Annotated in this window: 12 protein-coding genes; all 12 read left to right on the top strand. The window is 72.1% G+C overall.

Annotated elements, in window-relative coordinates:
- Positions 1 to 28: 28 nt before the first annotated feature.
- The 12 genes from EJF31_RS19515 to EJF31_RS19460 all read left to right on the top strand — a co-directional run bounded on the left by EJF31_RS19515 (position 29) and on the right by EJF31_RS19460 (position 14,839).
- On the top strand, positions 29 to 1,288 hold the full coding sequence (locus EJF31_RS19515) for an MFS transporter (RefSeq protein ID WP_125038823.1): 1,260 nt from the start codon (positions 29 to 31) through the stop codon (positions 1,286 to 1,288).
- Between the two features lie 144 nt (positions 1,289 to 1,432).
- Positions 1,433 to 4,984, top strand: a complete 3,552-nt coding sequence (gene smc / locus EJF31_RS19510) for a chromosome segregation protein SMC (protein WP_125038822.1) — start codon at positions 1,433 to 1,435, stop codon at positions 4,982 to 4,984.
- A complete protein-coding gene (locus EJF31_RS19505; protein WP_125038821.1) occupies positions 4,984 to 5,424 on the top strand; it encodes a thioesterase family protein in 441 nt (146 codons plus the stop codon). The genes smc and EJF31_RS19505 overlap by 1 nt, the downstream gene beginning before the upstream one ends.
- 77 nt (positions 5,425 to 5,501) lie before the next feature.
- Positions 5,502 to 5,723 (top strand): hypothetical protein, encoded by a 222-nt coding sequence (locus tag EJF31_RS19500; RefSeq protein ID WP_125038820.1) that lies wholly within the window; start codon positions 5,502 to 5,504, stop codon positions 5,721 to 5,723.
- Between the two features lie 59 nt (positions 5,724 to 5,782).
- Positions 5,783 to 6,925 carry a signal recognition particle-docking protein FtsY gene (ftsY, locus tag EJF31_RS19495; protein ID WP_125038819.1) on the top strand — a complete coding sequence of 381 codons (1,143 nt, stop codon included), beginning with the start codon at positions 5,783 to 5,785 and terminating at the stop codon, positions 6,923 to 6,925.
- 207 nt (positions 6,926 to 7,132) lie between these two features.
- Positions 7,133 to 8,464 carry an ammonium transporter gene (locus EJF31_RS19490; protein ID WP_221767666.1) on the top strand — a complete coding sequence of 444 codons (1,332 nt, stop codon included), beginning with the start codon at positions 7,133 to 7,135 and terminating at the stop codon, positions 8,462 to 8,464.
- Positions 8,461 to 8,799 carry a P-II family nitrogen regulator gene (locus tag EJF31_RS19485; RefSeq protein WP_125038818.1) on the top strand — a complete coding sequence of 113 codons (339 nt, stop codon included), beginning with the start codon at positions 8,461 to 8,463 and terminating at the stop codon, positions 8,797 to 8,799. Before EJF31_RS19490 ends, EJF31_RS19485 begins: the two co-directional genes overlap by 4 nt.
- 147 nt (positions 8,800 to 8,946) lie before the next feature.
- Positions 8,947 to 10,293 carry an ammonium transporter gene (locus EJF31_RS19480; RefSeq protein WP_185736356.1) on the top strand — a complete coding sequence of 449 codons (1,347 nt, stop codon included), beginning with the start codon at positions 8,947 to 8,949 and terminating at the stop codon, positions 10,291 to 10,293.
- Positions 10,290 to 10,628 (top strand): P-II family nitrogen regulator, encoded by a 339-nt coding sequence (locus tag EJF31_RS19475; protein ID WP_125038817.1) that lies wholly within the window; start codon positions 10,290 to 10,292, stop codon positions 10,626 to 10,628. Before EJF31_RS19480 ends, EJF31_RS19475 begins: the two co-directional genes overlap by 4 nt.
- A gap of 15 nt (positions 10,629 to 10,643) precedes the next feature.
- Positions 10,644 to 12,869, top strand: coding sequence for a [protein-PII] uridylyltransferase (locus tag EJF31_RS19470; protein WP_125038816.1), 2,226 nt, complete (start codon positions 10,644 to 10,646; stop codon positions 12,867 to 12,869).
- 42 nt (positions 12,870 to 12,911) lie between these two features.
- Positions 12,912 to 14,474: a signal recognition particle protein gene (gene ffh, locus EJF31_RS19465; RefSeq protein ID WP_125038815.1), complete on the top strand. Its 1,563-nt coding sequence runs from the start codon at positions 12,912 to 12,914 to the stop codon at positions 14,472 to 14,474.
- Positions 14,471 to 14,839 (top strand): hypothetical protein, encoded by a 369-nt coding sequence (locus EJF31_RS19460; protein WP_125038814.1) that lies wholly within the window; start codon positions 14,471 to 14,473, stop codon positions 14,837 to 14,839. The genes ffh and EJF31_RS19460 overlap by 4 nt, the downstream gene beginning before the upstream one ends.
- Positions 14,840 to 14,907: the final 68 nt, after the last annotated feature.

Raw genomic sequence — 14,907 nt, 5'->3', positions numbered from 1 at the left:
GGCCGCTCGGGGCTAGGGTTTCCTGCTTGTGAGCAGCCTGGTCGAAGCCGTCGTCCCGTCGCGCCTCGGGAGCGGGTTCCGGTGGCTGCTGGCCTCCTCGTGGATCTCCAACCTCGGCGACGGCATCGCCATCGCGGCCGGCCCGCTGCTGGTCGCCTCCCAGACGCACGACCCCTTCGTCGTCGCGCTCGCGGCGCTGCTGCAGTGGCTGCCGCCGATGCTCTTCGGGCTGTACGCCGGCGCGCTGTCCGACCGGCTCGACCGCCGCGCCATCGTGGTCACCGTCGACCTGCTCCGTGCGGTCGTGCTGGTGCTGATCGGGTTCACGGTCATCACCGGCACGGTGTCGGTGGCCGTCGTGCTGCTCGGGCTGTTCCTGCTCGGCACGGCCGAGGTGTTCGCCGACAACACCTCGCAGACGCTGCTGCCGATGATCGTGGCCCGCGACGACCTGGCCGTGGCCAACTCGCGCCTCCAGACGGGCTTCATCACGGTCAACCAGCTGGCCGGGCCGCCGATCGGCGCCGCACTGTTCGCGGCGGGGATGTCCACGCCGTTCCTGACCCAGGCGGTGCTGGTCGCGGCGGGCGCACTGCTCGTCTCGCGCGTGGTGCTGCCCGAGCACGGCCGGGCCACCGAGACGCCGACCAGGATCCGCGAGGACATCGCCGAGGGATTCCGCTGGGTCTGGCACCACGCGGCCGTCCGCACGCTGGTGCTCACGATCTTCACCTTCAACATCACCTTCGGCGCCGCCTGGTCGGTGCTGGTGCTCTACGCCACGGTGCACCTGGGCATGGGCGCGGTCGGCTTCGGCCTGCTCACCACGGTCTCGGCCGTCGGCGGCCTGGCGGGCACGCTGTCCTACACGTGGATCACGGCCCGGGTCAGCCTCGGCAACATCATGCGCATCGGGCTGGTGATCGAGACCTTCACGCACCTGTTCCTCGCGCTCACGACCGTCCCGTGGGTGGCCCTGGTGATCTTCTTCGTCTTCGGCGCCCACGCGTTCATCTGGGGGACCACCTCGATCACCGTCCGCCAGCGTGCCGTGCCGACCGACCTCCAGGGACGGGTCGGGGCCGTCAACGGCGTCGGCGTCTTCGGCGGCCTCGTGATCGGCTCCGGCATCGGCGGCGTGATCGCGCGGCAGTGGGGCGTGACCGCGCCGTTCTGGTTCGCCTTCGTCGGGTCGGCCGTCTTCGTCGTCCTGATCTGGCGCCAGCTCACCCACATCGCCCACGCCGACGAGGAGCCGGTCGGCACCAGTCCTTCGAGCCTCCCCTGAACCGGGGGCGCCGCCGGGTAGGGTGAGCGGCGCTGTACCCGTCACCGGGCTTCCCCCTCGTGGCTGTGAACCATGCAGCCATCGATGCAGTGTCGTGCACGGACCGACCACCCCCGGTGGGTCCGAGGATGTGAGGAGCCCGCGTTGTACCTGAAGAGCCTGACCCTCAAGGGGTTCAAGTCCTTCGCCTCCTCCACCACGCTGCAGCTGGAGCCCGGCATCACCTGCATCGTGGGCCCCAACGGCTCGGGCAAGTCCAACGTGGTCGACGCCCTCGCCTGGGTCATGGGCGAGGCCAGCGCCAAGTCGCTGCGCGGCGGCAAGATGGACGACGTCATCTTCGCCGGCACCTCCGGCCGCCCCCCGCTGGGCCGCGCCGAGGTGCTGCTGACCATCGACAACTCCGACGGGGCGCTCCCCATCGAGTACGCCGAGGTCACGATCAGCCGCACGATGTTCCGCAGCGGCGGGTCCGAGTACGCCATCAACGGCAGCTCGTGCCGCCTGCTCGACGTCCAGGAGCTGCTCTCCGACTCCGGCATCGGCCGCGAGATGCACGTGATCGTCGGGCAGGGCCAGCTCGACTCGATCCTGCACGCGACCCCCGAGGACCGCCGCGGCTTCATCGAGGAGGCCGCCGGCGTCCTCAAGCACCGCAAGCGCAAGGAGAAGGCGCTCCGCAAGCTCGACTCCACCGAGGGCAACCTCACCCGCCTCTCGGACCTCCTCAGCGAGATCCGTCGCCAGCTCAAGCCACTCGGCCGCCAGGCCGAGGTGGCCCGCAAGGCCGCGGCCGTGCAGGCCGACGTGCGCGACGCCCGCGCCCGCCTGATGGCCGACGACCTGGCCACGGCGCGCACCTCGCTGGAGCAGGAGATGGCCGACGAGTCCGTGTTGCTCCAGCGGCGCGAGGAGGTCGAGGGAGCCCTGGCGCGCACCCGGGAGGCCGAGGCCGCCCTCGAGGCCGCGCTCCGCGAGGACCTGCCGGCGCTGGCCGCCGCCCAGGAGACGTGGTTCGCCCTGTCGGGCCTGCGCGAGCGGCTGCGCGGCACCCAGTCGCTGGCCGCCGAGCGGGTCCGCAACGCCGCCGGCACCCGCGACTCCGAGGAGCAGCACTCCGGGCGCGACCCCGAGCAGCTCGAGGCGGAGGCCGAGAGGGTCCGCCAGCAGGAACAGCAGATCGGCGCCGAGGTCGAGGCCCACCGCCAGGCGCTCGAGCTGGCCGTCACCGCGCGCCGCGGCGCCGAGGAGGCCGCGGCCGAGGAGGAGCGGCGCGTCGCCGGCCTCCAGCGGGCTGCCGCCGACCGCCGCGAGGGGCTCGCCCGCCTGCACGGCCAGGTCAACGCCCTGAAGTCCCGTGCAGCCGCCGCCGACGACGAGGTGGGCCGACTGGGCGTGGCCCGCGAGGACGCCCTTCGTCGTGCCGAGCGCGCCCAGCGCGACTTCACCGCGCTGGAGACCAAGGTCGCCGGGCTCGACGCCGGCGAGGAGGGCCTCGACGCAGAGCACGAGGCCGCCAGCGGCCTGCTCGACGACATCGAGGAGCGGCTCGCCAAGGCCCGCGACGAGGCCCAGCAGGCCGACCGCGACCGGTCCACGCTCGCGGCCCGCAAGGACGCCCTCGAGATGGGCCTCAACCGCAAGGACGGCGCCGGCGCGCTGCTCGCCGCGAGCGACCAGGTCTCCGGCCTGCTCGGCTCGGTCGCCGCGCTGCTCTCGGTCCGCGCCGGCTACGAGGCCGCCGTCGCCGGCGCGCTCGGGTCGGCCTCCGACGCGGTGGCCGTGCAGGACGCCGACGCCGCGATCGCCGCCATCGGGCACCTCAAGGACGACGACCTCGGTCGGGCCGGCCTGATCCTCGGCGGCGCCGGCGACGCCGACCGCGACTGGCCGGGCCTCCCGGGCCACGCGACGTACGCCGTCGACGTGGTCGAGTGCCCCGACGCCCTCGGCGGCGCACTGGCCCGGCTGTTGTTCAAGGTCGCGGTCGTCGACGACCTCGCGGACGCCCAGCTCCTCGTCGCCCAGCTCCCCGACGTCACCGCGGTCACCCGCGAGGGCGACGTGCTCGGCGCCCACTTCGCCTCCGGCGGCTCCTCCAAGCAGCCCAGCCTCATCGAGATCCAGGCCGCGGTCGACGAGGCCGCCACCCAGCTCGCCGAGGCCATCGCCGCCTCCGAGCGGCTCGGCTTCGACATGTCCCGCCTCGAGGCCGAGCGCCTCGACGCCCAGAAGCGCGTCGACGTGGCGCTGGCCAAGCTGCACGAGTCCGACGCCACGCTGGCCGCGGTGGCCGAGGAGCTCGGCCAGTACGGCTCCCAGGCCCGCGCCGCCCGCGGCGAGGCCGAGCGGGTCGCCGCGGCCATCGAGAAGGCCCAGGCGGCCCGTGACCAGGACCTCGCCGGCCTCGCCGAGCTCGAGGAGCGCCTCGCCCGCGCGGAGGACGTCTCCGAGGAGGAGCCCGACACCGCCGACCGCGAGCGCCTCGTCGAGGAGGCCCGCACCTCCCGCCAGGCCGAGATGGACGCCCGCCTGTCCCTGCGCACCTCCGAGGAGCGCGCCCGTGCCCTGCACGGCCGCGCCGACTCCCTCGTGCGTGCCGCCCGCGCCGAGCGCGAGGCCCGCGCCAAGGCCGCCGAGCGTCGTGAGCGGCTGCTCCGCGAGGGCCGCGCCGCCGAGGCCGTCGGCGTCGCCGTCGGCTTCGTGCTCGGCCGGCTCGAGGTCTCGATCCACCGCGCCACCGAGGCCCGGACCGCCGTGGAGCAGGCCCGGCAGGGCCGCGAGCAGGAGCTGCTCGACGTCCGCGCCCGGCTCCGCGACCTCGGCCGCGAGCACGACGAGCTGGTCAACTCCGTCCACCGCGACGAGATGGCCCGCACCCAGCAGCGGATGCGCATCGAGCAGCTCGAGGAGCGTGCCCTCGAGGAGCTCGGCCTCGACCCCGAGGGCCTGGTCGCCGACTACGGCCCCGACCAGCTCGTCCCGGCCACCTCGCCCGACGAGGACGGCACCTTCCCCGAGCCGGTCGCCTACGTCCGCGAGGAGCAGCAGAAGCGGCTCCGCACGGCCGAGCGCGCCCTGGCCATGCTCGGCAAGGTCAACCCGCTCGCCCTCGAGGAGTTCTCGGCGCTGGAGGAGCGGCACAAGTTCCTCACCGAGCAGCTCGAGGACCTCAAGAAGACCCGCAAGGACCTCCTCGACATCGTCAAGGAGGTCGACGACCGCGTCGAGCAGGTCTTCACCGAGGCCTACGCCGACGTGTCCCGCGCCTTCGACGCGACGTTCGCGCGGCTCTTCCCCGGCGGTGAGGGCCGCCTGGTCCTCACCCAGCCCGACGACATGCTCAACACCGGCATCGAGGTCGAGGCCCGCCCCGCCGGCAAGAAGGTCAAGCGGCTCTCGCTGCTGTCCGGTGGCGAGCGTTCGCTCGTGGCGGTCTGCTTCCTCGTCTCGCTGTTCAAGGCGCGCCCCTCGCCGTTCTACATCCTCGACGAGGTCGAGGCCGCGCTCGACGACACCAACCTCGGCCGCCTGCTGGAGATCTACGAGGAGCTCCGCGAGAACTCCCAGCTGCTCGTGATCACCCACCAGAAGCGGACCATGGAGGTCGGCGACGCGCTCTACGGCGTCACCATGCGCGGCGACGGCGTCTCGGCCGTCATCAGCCAGCGGCTCCGCGAGGCGGAACCAGCCTGATGTCCGCCCGCCCCACCCGCGCCGACTACGTCGCCTGGCGCACCGTCACCACGCGCTGGCGCGACGACGACGCCTACGGCCACCTCAACAACGCGACCTACTACGAGCTCTTCGACACCGCCGTCAACGCCCACCTCTACGAGGCGACCGGGCTGGACGTCCGGCGGCTTCCGCAGATCGGGGTCGTGGCCGAGACGTCGTGCCGCTACTTCCGCGAGATCGGCTTCCCGGCGCCCATCGAGACCGGGATGGTGGTCGACAAAGTCGGCACCTCGTCGGTGATCTACCGGATCGGGCTCTTCCAGGGCGACAGCGACGAGGCGGCCGCCGAGGGGCGGTTCGTCCACGTCTACGTCGACAACACCGACCCGGCCCGGCCGGTCACCCCGATGCCCGACGTGATCCGCGCCGCAGTGGAGCCCCTGCACCGGACTCCCTGATCCGGCACGTCACCACGGGTGTGACAGCGTGGGCCACGGGGTAAGACACCTGTGACCCACCCCGGGAGGAACCCACCGTGCTCGTCATCATCGTCGTGATGCTCGTGATCCTGGCGCTCGCCGGGCTCGTCGTGACCTACGTGGCCTTCCCGCACCGCGGGGAAGAGGTCCCCAACGCGCCCTGGCTGGGCGAGGCGATGACCAAGGCCGTCGAGGCCGCCCCCACGATCGACAACACCGCGCCCGAGCAGGCCGAGCCCGCAGGCGGGTGGCGCCCCGCCGCCGACCGCGCCTCCTGACGCCGGCCGCCTCCCTGCGCGATGCCGGGGGAGCAGCGGCTCTCTGATTGGATTGCGCCATGACACTCCTGGTGCTGTTCGTCCTCATCGGCGTGGTTGCCGTGGCCCTCATCGGCCTCGGAGTCACCTTCCTGGTGAGCTCCCGGCGCGGTCGCGTCGAGCCGCCGCGCGGCGGCACCGACGTCATCGCGCCTCCGACCGAGGCACCGACCGAGCGGCCGACCGCTGCAGCGCCCCCGGCGCCCGTCGAGGTCGAGCCCGCGGCCCCGGTCCTGGAGAAGCCCGAGGGCACCGCCTCCCGACTCGTCCGGCTCCGTCAGCGCCTGTCCGGCTCCCAGGGCACCCTGGGGCGCGGCCTGCTCGCGCTGCTCTCGCGCGACCGGCTCGACGAGGACACCTGGGAGTCCATCGAGGACACCCTGCTGACCGCCGACATCGGCGTCGCTCCCACCCAGCAGCTCGTCGAGAAGCTGCGCACCCGCCTCCGCGTGGACGGCTCCGACGCGGGTGACGCCCGCAGCGTGCTCCGTGAGGAGCTGCTCGCGCTCGTCGACCCGACCATGGACCGCCGCCTGCAGGTCAGCGGTGCGGACGGCAAGCCCGGCGTCGTACTCGTTGTGGGCGTCAACGGCGCCGGCAAGACCACCACCGTCGGCAAGATCGCCCGCATCCTCGTCGCCGAGGACCGCTCCGTCGTGCTCGGTGCCGCCGACACCTTCCGCGCCGCCGCCGTCGAGCAGCTCGCGACCTGGGGCGAGCGCGTCGGCGTCGAGGTCGTCCGCGGCCCGGAGGGCACCGACCCCGCCAGCGTGGCCTTCGAGGCGGTCAAGGAGGGCGTGGACCGGGGCGTGGACACCGTCATCGTCGACACCGCCGGCCGCCTCCAGAACAAGGCTGGCCTCATGGACGAGCTCGGCAAGGTCAAGCGCGTCATCGAGAAGCAGGCGCCCGTGACCGAGGTGCTGCTCGTCCTGGACGCCACCACGGGCCAGAACGGCATGATCCAGGCCCGCGTCTTCAGCGAGGTCGTCGACGTCACCGGCATCGTGCTGACCAAGCTCGACGGCTCCGCCAAGGGCGGCATCGTGGTCGCCGTCCAGCGGGAGCTCGGCGTGCCGGTCAAGCTCGTGGGGCTCGGCGAGGGTGCCGACGACCTCGCGCCGTTCGACTCCGGGGCGTTCGTCGACGCCCTCCTCGGCTGAGCCAGCCGCCAGGTGCGCCGACTCGGCCTTGAGATCCCGTTCACACGGAAGTAACACAGGGGCGGAACTCGTTTCCTGACCGCAACACAGGGACACGAGCGGTGAAACCTCCTCACCGGAGTGTTGCCGGCAAGTGGGATGCGAACCTCGTAGACAGAGCAGTCGACCAGGGGAAACGTCTCGAAACTGGCAACTCCTGGAGGTTCTGTGGACGGCTATTACGCCTTCATGCTGGTGGCGACGGCTCTCGTCCTGATGATGACTGTTCCGGCCCTGGCGCTCTTCTACGGCGGCATGACCCGCTCCAAGTCGGTCCTGAACATGATGATGATGTCGTACGCCGCCTTCGCGGTGGCGGCCATCGTGTTCGTGCTGTGGGGCTGGTCCGAGGGCTGGGGCGCCGACGGCGCCGGCAACGCCAACGGCAAGCTCATCGCCAACCCGTTCGACATGTTCGGGCTCGACGGCGTCTCGCACATCAACTACATCTACGTGCTCTTCCAGCTCACGTTCGCAGCCATCACGGTCGCGCTGATCTCGGGCGCCATCGCCGACCGCGTCAAGCTGTCGTCCTGGATCGTGTTCGTCCCGATCTGGCTGACGCTGTGCTACTTCCCGATCGCCCACAACGTCTGGGCCGGCGGGTGGCTCGCGAGCCACTGGGTCGCCCAGGACTACGCCGGTGGCACCGTGGTGCACATCAACGCCGGTATCGCCGGTGGTGTGCTCGCGCTGATCATCGGCAAGCGGGTCGGCTTCATGAAGGAGCCGATGAAGCCGCACAACCTGACGCTCACCATGATCGGCGCCGGCCTGCTGTGGTTCGGCTGGTACGGCTTCAACGTCGGCTCCATCGTCTTCACGAGCGACTCGCTGGCGAGCCCGGAGGCCTTCTCCGCGCAGTTCCAGAGCGAGACCGGCGTGACGTTCATGAACACCACGATCGCCACCTGCGCCGCGATGCTCGGCTGGCTGCTGATGGAGCGGATCCTGCACGGCAAGGCCACCTCGCTCGGCGCCGCGTCCGGCATCGTCGCGGGCCTGGTCGCCATCACTCCCGCCTGTGGGGCGGTGAACCTGGTCGGCGCGATCATCGTCGGCACGGTCGCCGGCATGGCCTGCGCCGCCGCGGTCGGCCTGAAGTTCAAGTTCGGCCTGGACGACTCGCTCGACGTCGTCGGCGTCCACCTCGTCGGTGGTCTCGTCGGCACCCTGCTGATCGGCTTCGTGTCCACCTCGACCGCCCCGGGCGGCATCGACGGACTGTTCTACGGCGGCGGCCTGACGTCGCTCGGCCACCAGACCCTCGCCGCGCTGTTCACGGTCGTGTGGACCGGTGTGCTGACCACGGTCATCGCCCTGCTCATCAAGTACACGATCGGGTGGCGCGTCACGGCCGAGTCCGAGGTCGAGGGCATCGACAGCGACCAGCACGGTGAGGCGGCCTACGACCTGCACAGCGGCTTCGGCGGCGGCGGCAGCGGCTCGTCGACCTCCGTCCTGGCCAAGAGCACCGTCACCGAAGGGGTGAACGCATGAAGCTCGTGACCGCGGTCATCAAGCCGCACAAGTGGGAGGACGTCCGTGAGGCCCTCGAGACCTTCGGGGTGACGGGCATGACCGTCTCCGAGGTCAGCGGCTACGGCCGCCAGAAGGGTCACACGGAGGTCTACCGCGGGGCGGAGTACGACATCGCCCTGGTCCCCAAGATCCGCATCGAGATCGTCGTGGACGACGGTGACGCCGAGGACGTCGTCGGCATCGTCGTCAAGACCGCCCAGACCGGCCGCATCGGGGACGGGAAGGTGTGGGTCAGCCCCATCGAGACCGTCGTCCGGGTCCGCACCGGCGACCGCGACGAAGCAGCACTCTGACTGATCTCCCGGCGGTCGGCACGTACGCCGAGCCGGCCGCCGGGAGGGTCCGACCCGACTCATCTCACACGGGAGAGGCGGGTCGTTAACATGCCTGAAACAATCGGGCAGCGCGCTCGTAACAGCCGCTGGCGAGGGTGGGCGCCCATGACCCCCGCCGCGACCGTCCTCCTCGCCGCGCCCTCGCTGGACACCGGCGACACCGCCTGGCTCCTCGCCTCCAGCGCCCTGGTGCTGCTCATGGCCCCCGGCCTGGCCCTCTTCTACGGCGGCATGGTCCGGTCCAAGAGCGTGCTGAACATGATGATGATGACGTTCGGCGCGCTGGCCGCGATCGCCGTCCTGTGGGTCCTGGTCGGCTACTCGCTGGCCTTCGGCGACGACGTCGGCCTCGGCCTGCTCGGCGACCCGACGCAGTACGCCGGCCTCGGCCAGCTGATGTCCCCGGACAGCAACGGCGGCTCGACGGTCCCGGTGATCCTCTTCGCCGTCTTCCAGGGCCTCTTCTGCGTGATCACCGGCGCGCTGGTCTCCGGGGCGATCGCCGACCGGGCCCGCTTCGGCTCCTGGATGGTCTTCGTCTCGCTGTGGACCCTCGTCGTCTACGCCCCGGTCGCGCACTGGGTCTTCGACTTCTCCTCCGGCGACCACGTCGGCGGCTGGCTGGCCAACCGGGTCGGCCTGGTCGACTTCGCCGGTGGCACCGCCGTCGAGATCTGCTCCGGAGCCTCGGGCCTGGCCCTCGCGGTCGTGCTGGGTCACCGGGTCGGCTTCGGCAAGGACCCGATGCGTCCGCACAACCTGACGCTCGTGATGCTGGGCGCCGGCCTGCTGTGGTTCGGCTGGTTCGGCTTCAACGCCGGCTCCGCCCTGGGCGCCAACCAGGCCGCCGCGGTCGTCTTCACCACCACGCTCCTCGCCGGCGCCGCCGGTGCGCTCGGCTGGCTCCTCCTCGAGCGCTTCCGCGACGGTCACGCCACCTCGCTGGGCGCCGCGTCGGGCATGGTGGCCGGCCTGGTCGCGATCACCCCCTCCTGCGGCTCGCTGACCCCGGTCGGCGCCATCGTGATGGGCGCCGTCGCCGGTGGCGTCTGTGCCCTGGCCGTCGGCCTGAAGTACCGCTTCCGCTACGACGACTCCCTCGACGTCGTCGGCGTCCACCTCGTCGGGGGTCTCGTGGGCACCTTCGGCATCGGGCTGCTGGCCACCGCGGCCGCCCCGACCGGCGTCGACGGGCTGCTGTACGGCGGTGGCGTGGACCAGCTCGGCAAACAGCTGCTCGGCGGTGGCGCGGTGCTCGCCTACGCGTTCGTGATGTCGGGCATCCTTGGTCTCGTCGTGCAGAGGTTCATGGGCTTCCGCATCGACGAGGAGCACGAGATCAACGGGATCGACCTCGTCGTGCACGCGGAGACCGCCTACGACCTGCATGCCACCGCGGGCGCCCGCTCGTCGGGGACCGGAGTGTTGAACGTACGGGAGGAAACTCGATGAAGCTGGTCACCGCAGTCATCAAGCCGCACAAGTGGGAGGACACCCGGGTCGCGCTCGAGACCGTGGGCGTCACCGGCATGACCGTGTCCGAGGTGAGCGGCTACGGCCGCCAGAAGGGGCACACGGAGGTCTACCGCGGTGCGGAGTACGACATCGCGCTCGTCCCCAAGATCCGTCTGGAGATCGTGGTCGCCGACGCCGACGTGGACGCCATCGTCGACGCGATCGTGCGGACCGCCGCCACCGGCCGGATCGGTGACGGCAAGGTGTGGGTCGCGCCGGTCGACTCCGTCGTGCGGGTCCGCACCGGCGACCGCGACGACGCCGCCATCTGACGCGGCACCTGACCCATGACCGCCACCGAGCGCGCGCAGCGCACCGCCGCGGCGGATGCGCTGTGCGCCTCGGCGTACGACGACTGCGGGGGACCCGAGGTCGGCGCGGCGCTCGTGGCGGTGGGCGGCTACGGGCGCTCGGAGCTGGCGCCGCACTCCGACCTCGACGTCGTCCTCGTCTCCGACGAGGGCGTCGCGCTGGGGGAGGTGGCCGAGAAGGTCTGGTACCCGCTCTGGGACTCCGGGTCCAAGCTCGACCACTCGGTCCGCACGCTGCCCGAGATGGTGGCCGCGGCCGACGGGGACCTCAAGGTCGCCCTGGGGCTGCTCGACCTCCGGCACCTCGCCGGTGACCCCAACCTGACCCTGCGCCTGCGCACCACCATGCTGGCCAACTGGCGTCGGCAGTCCCGCGAGCGGCTGCCGGCGCTGCACGCCATGGTGCGCTCCCGCCACGACCTGATCGGCGAGCTCGCCCACCTGTCCGTGCCCGACCTCAAGGAGGCCGAGGGCGGACTGCGCGACGCGACCGTGCTCAAGGCGCTGGTCGCGACGTGGCTGGTGGACGTGCCGCACGTGGAGCTCGAGCGCTGCCGGCAGTCGCTCCTGGACGTGCGCGACCTGGTCCAGGGCCGCGCCGGCCGGGCGACCGACCGGATCGCCCCAGAGATGTGGTCCGACCTCGCGACCGAGCTCGGCGTCGCGGACGCCCGCGCCGCGCAGGTGCACGTGCGCGAGCTCGGACGACGGATCACCCACCTCTCCCGGCTCACCTGGCGTCGCGTCGACGGCGTGCTGTCCCGGCCCGTCTCGGTCAAGGGCGCCCGTCGCCCCTCCCTGTCACCGCTCGCGCACGGCGTCGCGCTCTCCTCGGGCGAGGTGGTCCTCGACGGCAAGGTCAAGGCCGCCGACGACCCGCTGCTGCTCCTGCGCGCCTGCGCGGCCGCCGCGGAGCACGACGCCGTCCTCGCCCCGCCCACGGCCGCCCGCCTGGTCCGGGAGTGCCCCGCGCTGCCCGAGCCGTGGCCCGCCGAGGCCCGGCAGCTGCTCGTCCGGCTGCTCGCCTCCGGCCGCGGGCTGCTCCCGGTCTGGGAGACCCTCGAGGAGACCGGGGCCCTGAGCGGGATCCTCCCGGAGTGGGAGCGGATCCGGCTGCTGCCGCACGCCTCCGCGATCCACCGGTACACCGTCGACCGCCACGTCGTGGAGACCTGCATCGAGGCCTCGACCCTGATCCGCAACGTCTCGCGCCCCGACGTCCTCATGGTCGCCGCGCTGCTGCACGACATCGGCAAGGGGAGCCTGACCGAGCACAGCGTGGCGGGGGAGCCCCTGGCCCGGGACATCGCGACCCGGATGGGCTTCGAGGAGTCCTCGGTCGAGCTGGTCGCGACCCTGGTGCGCTGGCACCTGCTCCTCGCCGAGACCGCGACCACCCGCGACCCCGACGACCCCGCCACCGTCGACCTGGTCGCGTCCCGGATGCCCAGCGTCGAGGCGCTCTCGCTGCTGACGTCGCTCACCGAGGCCGACGCCCGGGCCACCTCGCCCAAGGCATGGTCGACCTGGCGCTCCGGCCTGATCCGCGACCTGGCACGCCGGACGCGGGCGGTCATGGACACCGGGCTCGCCCAGCCCGACGTCCCCGACGAGGTCGTGGACATCCCCAAGGACGTGCGCAAGGGCGGGGTGTCGGTGCGCGTCGAGCCCGCGGAGGACGGCTCCCGGGTCACCGTCGTGGCGCTGGACCGGGTCGGCCTGATGGCCGACATGGCGGCGATGCTCGCCCTGCAGCGGGCCCCGGTGCGCGCCGCGCGGGCCTGGGCGCAGGAGCAGTACGGCGTGGTCGTGTGGGAGACCGCCGACGAGCACCTCGACGCCGCGGTGCTGCGGCAGCGGTTCGAGGCGATCGTCGAGGGCCGGCTCGACGCGGCGGGGCGACTGCGCCCGGCCGACGCCCAGGTGCTGGCGCCCAGCGTCGCGGTCCGGCCGGAGGCCTCCGCGCAGGCGACGGTGCTCGAGGTGCGCGCGGCCGACCGGCCCGGGGTCGTCTACCTCGTGTGCGCGGCGCTCGCGCGGCTCGGGATCGCCGTACGCAGTGCACACGTGGACACCCTCGGTCCGCAGGCCGTCGACGTGTTCTACCTGCAGGAGTCCTCGGCCGGTGCCCTCCACGATGACCGGGCCGCCCAGGCGGCGCATGCCGTCCGCGCCGCGCTGACCGGCGAGGACGTCACGTAGTCTTGGCCCTCGACTGACCCACTCTTCGACGAGGACGCCTCTTTGTTCGCCACTCTCTCCGACCGGCTCGCCGACACCTTCAAGAACCTCCGGGGGAAGGGCCGCCTCTCCGAGGCGGACATCGACGCGACCGCCCGCGAGATCAGGATCGCCCTGCTCGAGGCCGACGTCGCGCTCCCGGTCGTCAAGGAGTTCGTCGGTGCGGTCAAGGAACGCGCCCGCGGCGAGGAGGTCAGCCAGGCGCTGAACCCCGCCCAGCAGATCGTCAAGATCGTCAACGAGGAGCTCGTCGGCATCCTCGGCGGCGAGACCCGCCGGCTGCGCTACGCCAAGACCGGCCCGACCGTCATCATGCTCGCCGGCCTCCAGGGCGCCGGCAAGACGACGCTCGCGGCCAAGCTGGCCCTGTGGCTCAAGGACCAGGGCAAGACCCCGATCCTCGTCGCGGCCGACCTCCAGCGCCCCAACGCGGTCAAGCAGCTCCAGGTCAACGGTGAGCGGGTCGGCGTGCCGGTCTTCGCCCCCGAGCCCGGCAACGGCGTCGGCGACCCGGTCGCCGTCGCTCGCGCCTCGGTCGAGGAGGCCAAGCGCAAGCTGCACGACGTGGTCATCGTCGACACGGCCGGCCGCCTCGGCGTCGACGCCGAGCTGATGCAGCAGGCCTCCGACATCCGCGACGCCGTCCAGCCCGACGAGGTGCTCTTCGTCGTCGACGCGATGATCGGCCAGGACGCCGTCACGACCGCCCAGATGTTCCTCGACGGCGTCGGGTACGACGGCGTCGTCCTCACCAAGCTCGACGGCGACGCCCGCGGTGGTGCGGCGCTGTCCATCGCCTCGATCACCGGCAAGCCGGTCATGTTCGCCTCCGCGGGCGAGAAGATGACCGACTTCGACCTCTTCCACCCCGACCGCATGGCCTCGCGCATCCTCGACATGGGCGACGTGATGACCCTGATCGAGCAGGCCGAGAAGGCCTTCGACCAGGACGAGGCCATGAAGGCCGCCGCCAAGCTGAGCGGCCAGGGCGGCGAGTTCACGCTCGACGACTTCCTCAACCAGATGCAGCAGGTCCGCAAGCTCGGCTCGATGTCGAAGATCATGGGGATGCTGCCCGGGATGGGGCAGTTCCGCGAGCAGCTCGAGAACTTCGACGAGCGCGAGATCGACCGGATCCAGGCGATCATCCAGTCGATGACGCCGGCCGAGCGCGCCAACCCCAAGATGATCGACGGCTCGCGCCGGGCCCGCATCGCCAAGGGCTCGGGCCGCCAGGTCTCCGACGTCAACAGTCTCGTCGACCGGTTCTTCGAGGCCCGCAAGATGATGATGCAGATGGCGCGCGGCGGCGGCATGCCCGGGATTCCCGGCATGCCGGGGATGCCCGGCATGGGCGGCAAGCGCGGCAAGACCAAGGCGCAGCCCAAGAAGGGCAAGGGGGCCAAGCGCTCCGGCAACCCGGCCAAGGCCGCCCAGCAGGCCGCCGCGGAGAAGGAGAAGGCCGCCTCGGCCAACCCCTTCGGCCAGCCCACCGAGGACATCGACTACGAGAAGGCCGCCGCGGCCCTGGACCTGCCCAAGGACTTCTCCAAGTTCCTGAAGTGACCACCCTGGTCGTCGACGCCGCCAACGTCGTGGGCTCCCGCCCCGACGGCTGGTGGAAGGACCGGGCCGGTGCGGCCCGCCGCCTCCACGAGGGGCTGCTGGTCGCGGACACGCCGTACGACGTGATCGTGCTGGTGCTGGAGGGTGCCGCCAAGGGCGGGGTGAAGGCGGGCCGGGACGGCCACGTCCGGGTGGTGCACGCGCAGGGCAGCGGCGACGAGACGATCGTCGCCGAGACCCGCGCGGCCGCCGAGCGCGGCGACCGGGTCACGGTGGTGACCGCCGACCGGTTCCTGCGGGCGCGGTGCGAGGGCGTGGGCGCCATGGCGTTGAGCCCCTCTTGGCTGCTCGACCAGCTGGGATAGTCCGGCACGTTTCTGTTGCTGCACCGGCCTCCGGACAACGGAAACGTGACGGACTATCGTCCTCCGGC

The sequence above is a fragment of the Nocardioides sp. LS1 genome, assembly GCF_003865225.1.
In the GTDB taxonomy this organism is placed as follows: Bacteria; Actinomycetota; Actinomycetes; order Propionibacteriales; family Nocardioidaceae; genus Nocardioides; species Nocardioides ginsengisegetis.
The sequence above is the reverse complement of the archived record's forward strand: the minus strand, read 5'-3'. Positions and strand labels throughout refer to the sequence as shown.

Coding starts and splice junctions, on each gene's coding strand:
- EJF31_RS19470 (WP_125038816.1), top strand. CDS start 10,644: ATGACCGCCACCGAGCGCGCGCAGCGCACCGCCGCGGCGGATGCGCTG.
- EJF31_RS19475 (WP_125038817.1), top strand. CDS start 10,290: ATGAAGCTGGTCACCGCAGTCATCAAGCCGCACAAGTGGGAGGACACC.
- EJF31_RS19480 (WP_185736356.1), top strand. CDS start 8,947: ATGACCCCCGCCGCGACCGTCCTCCTCGCCGCGCCCTCGCTGGACACC.
- EJF31_RS19485 (WP_125038818.1), top strand. CDS start 8,461: ATGAAGCTCGTGACCGCGGTCATCAAGCCGCACAAGTGGGAGGACGTC.
- EJF31_RS19505 (WP_125038821.1), top strand. CDS start 4,984: ATGTCCGCCCGCCCCACCCGCGCCGACTACGTCGCCTGGCGCACCGTC.
- ftsY (WP_125038819.1), top strand. CDS start 5,783: ATGACACTCCTGGTGCTGTTCGTCCTCATCGGCGTGGTTGCCGTGGCC.